4 protein-coding genes are annotated in these 4,872 nt (G+C 44.3%); all 4 read right to left on the bottom strand.

Annotated features, from left to right (window positions below):
* A partial coding sequence (locus IJN28_01745) for an amidophosphoribosyltransferase (protein MBQ6712497.1) occupies positions 1-1,081 on the bottom strand: 1,081 nt, incomplete at its 3' end.
* A 69-nt stretch (positions 1,082-1,150) separates the two neighbouring features.
* The gene (locus tag IJN28_01740) at positions 1,151-1,831 is read right to left on the bottom strand and encodes a phosphoribosylaminoimidazolesuccinocarboxamide synthase (GenBank protein ID MBQ6712496.1); all 681 of its coding nucleotides are present in this window, start codon (positions 1,829-1,831) and stop codon (positions 1,151-1,153) included.
* A 41-nt stretch (positions 1,832-1,872) separates the two neighbouring features.
* Entirely contained in the window at positions 1,873-2,853 is a 981-nt protein-coding gene (gene guaA / locus IJN28_01735; protein MBQ6712495.1) for a glutamine-hydrolyzing GMP synthase, read from the bottom strand.
* Between the two features lie 18 nt (positions 2,854-2,871).
* A complete protein-coding gene (locus IJN28_01730; protein MBQ6712494.1) occupies positions 2,872-4,071 on the bottom strand; it encodes a coenzyme F420-0:L-glutamate ligase in 1,200 nt (399 codons plus the stop codon).
* Positions 4,072-4,872 lie beyond the last annotated feature (801 nt).

Below are 4,872 nucleotides of genomic sequence, written 5' to 3'. Positions count from 1 at the left end.
TTTCACGAAGCTGCGTTCCGCGAACGATAGAGTCGTCTACAAGAAGCAATTTCTTGTCAGCGATTCTTTCCGGAACAGGGATCTGCTTCATTCTTGCAACCATACTGCGCATTTCCTGATTGGAAGGCGTGAACGAACGCGCCCAAGTCGGCGTATATTTGATGAACGGGCGCGAGAACGGTTTGCCTGACTGATTAGCATATCCGACAGCATGCGGTACACCGGAATCAGGAACACCTGCAACATAATCCACATCAGGAAGAATACCTTGCTGTGCTTCGTTGCGTGCCATGATCTCACCGTTTTTACAACGCATTACCTCAACATTGATTCCTTCATAGTTGGAATTCGGATAACCGTAATACGTCCACATAAACGCACAGACCTTCATTTTATCGCCCGGTTTAGAGAGCTGTTCGATTTTGTCGACAGTAAGTTTTACGATCTCACCGGGACCCGGACGATAACACATATCATATCCGAGCTTTTGCGCTGCAAAAGATTCTATACACACACAATGACCCGTTTCTTTCTTACCGATCTCGATCGGTAATCTTCCCACCTTGTCACGGGCAACAATGAGTGCATCCCCCTTATTGATAAGGACTGTGCAAGACCCATCGATCATTTCTTGTGCATATCGAATACCATCAACGATATTATCACACTGATTGATAAGCTTGGCAACAAGTTCTGTCATACTAACTTTTCCCGAAGACATTACCAAAAATTGATGTCCACCATCGGTAAACATTTTTTTGACAATCTCCTCTGTATTGTTAATGATACCGATCGTCGATATCGCAAAAAGGCCAAGATGACTGCGTACCAAAAGCGGCTGCGGATCCGAATCAGAGATACAACCGATACCGACCGTACCGTCCATCGATTCAAGGTCTTCTTCGAATTTTGTGCGGAACGGTGTGCTTTCGATATTATGAATATGACGTTGATATCCCTTTTCTTTATCATAAAGAATCAACCCACCGCGTTTGGTGCCTAAATGCGAATGATAGTCCGTACCAAAAAATATATCGTATTTACAACTAGTGCGTGATACTGCACCGAAAAATCCACCCATTTCAAACAATCCCTTTCTAAAACATCATAAGCAGGGATAAGATTACCTTACCCCTGCATCGATCATAGCTTATGCAAAGAACAGTTTATTGAGCGTCATCGGATCGATATATTCGCCGTCTTTGTATACGCGCATGTTACCGGAAGCGATCTCGTCAATGAGCATGACATTGCCTTCTGCATCATAGCCGAATTCGAATTTGATGTCATAGAGATCAAGACCTTTTTCTTTGAGGTCATCGGCAACGATCTTCGTGATCGCCTGTGTCTGTGCTTTGAGGGAATCATATTGTTCAGCTGTCATAACGCCGAGGTCTACCAAGCCGTCTTTCGTTACGAGCGGGTCGCCTTTGGCATCGTTTTTGAACGTCGTTTCTACATATGCAGGAAGATCTTGTCCCAATTCACAGTAGTCGGAGTAGCGTCTGTAGAAGGAGCCTACTGCTTTGTAACGGCAGATAACTTCAAGACCTTTGCCGAATACTTTTGCAGGAAGCACTTCCATCGTCGTGTTGTCAAGGTCGGCGGATACATAGTGCGTACGGATACCTGCTGCATTGATCTTTTCGAAGAAGTAGATGGACATACGAAGGTTGACATCGCCTACGCCTTCGATCGTCAGACCGACCGTGTTTTCACCCGGATCAAATACGCCGTCTTTACCCGTGCAATCGTCTTTGAAGAGAAGAAGGCAGTTGCCGTTTTCAAGTGCGTATACGTTTTTCGTTTTACCTGTATATAAAAGTTTCAAGTTTTCCATGGTTAGTCACCTCATTATCTTGTTTTTAAAAATTATTCGAACTCGATCGTTCCGATCGGTTTCGGCGTGATATCCATCAATACGCGATTGATGCCTTCGACTTCATGCGTGATGCGATACGTAATATGATGGAGCATTTCATACGGGATCTCTTCGATCGTAGCGCTCATTGCATCCGTCGTATTGACCGCACGGATAATAGCCGACCAGCCTTCATAACGTTTGCCATCTCTTACGCCAACGCTTTTGAAGTCAGGTACAGCAATGAAGTACTGCCATACTTTGCCTGCCAAACCGTTTTTGTCGAATTCTTCACGAAGGATAGCATCTGCTTCGCGGAGTGCATGCAAACGATCACGTTCGATAGCACCCAAACAGCGAACACCAAGACCCGGACCCGGGAACGGCTGACGATATACCATGTTGCGCGGCAAGCCGAGTGCTTCACCAACGACACGAACTTCATCTTTGTAGAGAAGTTTGACAGGTTCGACCAATTCGAATTTCATGTCTTCCGGAAGACCGCCTACGTTATGATGCGCTTTTACACCGTCGGATTCCAAAATATCAGGATAGATCGTACCCTGCGCCAAGAAATCGATACCTTCCAATTTCATTGCTTCATCATGGAATACTTCGATAAATTCTTTACCGATGATCTTTCTTTTCTTTTCCGGATCAGCTACACCGGCCAATTTGCCCAAGAAACGGTCGGTAGCATCTACATATACCAAGTTAGCATCCATCTCATCGCGGAATACCTTAACGACCTGTTCAGGTTCTCCTTTACGAAGAAGCCCATGGTTAACATGGACACAAACGAGCTGTTTGCCGATAGCTTTGATCAAAAGTGCAGCAACAACGCTGGAATCAACACCGCCGGACAATGCCAGCAATACTTTTCTATCGCCGACCTGTGCGCGAACCTCAGCAACTTGTTCTTCAATAAATTTCTGTGCAAGCTCAAGCGTCGTAATACGCTCCATGCTTTCTGGACGAACGATTTTCTCCATTAGATATGCCTCCCTGTTTTAGTCGTTAGTATAATTGTCGAAATAACCCTGGATATATACGATCGGCGTTCCTTTGTCACCCGAACCCGACGTCAAGTCGCAAAGGGAACCGATGAGGTCTGTCAAGCGGCGCGGCGTCGTGCCCTGCGATACCATATTGCCTACGAGCGAGGAGCCGTCTTTTTGCATGATCTTGCTTTTGATCGCATCCTGAAGTTCTTTGCCCGAAAGTGCAGAGAAGTCATTGTCTGCGAGATATTTCAATTTGAGTTCGTTCGGCGTACCTTCCAGTCCTGCTGTGTATGCAGGCGATACGACAGGGTCTGCCAGTTCCCAGATCTTGCCGATCGGGTCTTTGAACGCACCGTCGCCATAGATCATGACTTCGATATGCTTACCCGTGACTTCGAGAAGTTTTGCCTGAATGTCTTCTACCAACTGCTGACATTCTTCTCTCGGGAAGAGTTTTACGGTGTCTTCAGTCGCCTTGTTGGAACCCAACAGTCCGTAGCGAGCATTCCAGCCGCTGCCGTCGATGGATTCTGTCAAAAGTTCGTCAAGACCGAATACTCTTTCTGCGCCTGCTTTTGTCAAGAGGCGTTTCGTGCGTACACGAGTGTGGATATCGCAGTTGAGTACGTTTTTCGTGTACGGAAGAATGGCGCGGCAGTCATTTGCGAAGATGACTTCGACTTCTGCACCGCAGTCACGAATGAGGTTTGCGTAGTATTCGATATAGTCAACGCCTGTGAAGGTGTGTTTGAGAGAACCAAACAACTCTCTCCACTGTTTTTCGGTCAATACGTCTGTATAAGGATTGATGCCTTTTTCATCCAAGAGGTCGTAATCAACGAGGTGGTTGCCGACTTCATCGGAAGGATAGTTGAGCATCAAAACGACTTTTTTGCAGCCTTTTGCAATACCGCGCAAGCAGATCGCAAATCTGTTTCTACTGAGGATCGGGAAGATGACACCAACGGTTTCGCCTCCGAATTTATTGCGTACATCGGCAGCGATGTTATCAACGGTAGCATAATTGCCCTGTGCACGAGCTACAATAGCTTCTGTCATGCACACTACATCTCGATCTCTCGGAACAAGACCCTCTACATTCATAGCTTCAACGACGGTGCTCGATACGATCTCTGTCAAGTTGTCTCCCTGGCGGATGATCGGTGCGCGAAGCCCCATCGAAACTGTACCAAATACTCTGCCCATAATCATTACTCCTTGCATAAACAGTTTCGGTTTACATCGTATAGACACTTCTATACAACAATATATTATATGACATAAGGTAATTTTTGTCAATCAAAAAAGTGGTGATTTGCACGACCATCGCTTGTCATAAGCGATGATGTATGCGTGTAAAACCTCATAAAAAAATACGGAAGAAATTCTTCCGTATTTTGTCTATCATCGTTTAAGGGAACTGCCTCATATAAAGGCAGTTCGAGAACATTCATTTGTGTGTTGCTGTGCGAATCATGCTGAGGCTATGTGAGCCAATCGTGTGATGATCCTTTACTTGTTGAGAACTTGCTCTTGTGTTTCATCCAAGACACGTTCAACCAAGTCGCGTACTTCCTCCATGTTTTCACAGAGATTGATGAGCTGGAGTACTGAACGTAATAATCCATAGTCTTGCATACATTTCCTCTCCCATCTTTTAATGTTATGTAATGGATCTTACATTCTTATTGTAACAGATACGTTGTACAATAAAAGTATCAATAAAATAAAAAATAAAAAAATTTATGATTTTTTTGATCTTGATGTTTTCGAACAGTTTTTGCAATAACAAAAACGAATTAACAAAATAAGAAAAAATTATTGAGATTGGTAATATCTTTCTTTTCTTTTAAATAGAGCCGTGATATAATTACGAGGTGTCTATCGTGAGTAGACATAAAAACGAATAACATTCGAAATTGTCAAAACAAGGGCGTTATGACTATTAGTGTCGTAATGCCTTTTTTGGTAATGGATGATAAGGAGTGTTATAGAAGAGTGGCATAG

It is taken from the genome of Selenomonadales bacterium (genome assembly GCA_017442105.1).
Taxonomy (GTDB): Bacteria; Bacillota; Negativicutes; order RGIG982; family RGIG982; genus RGIG982.
The sequence above is the reverse complement of the archived record's forward strand: the minus strand, read 5'-3'. Positions and strand labels throughout refer to the sequence as shown.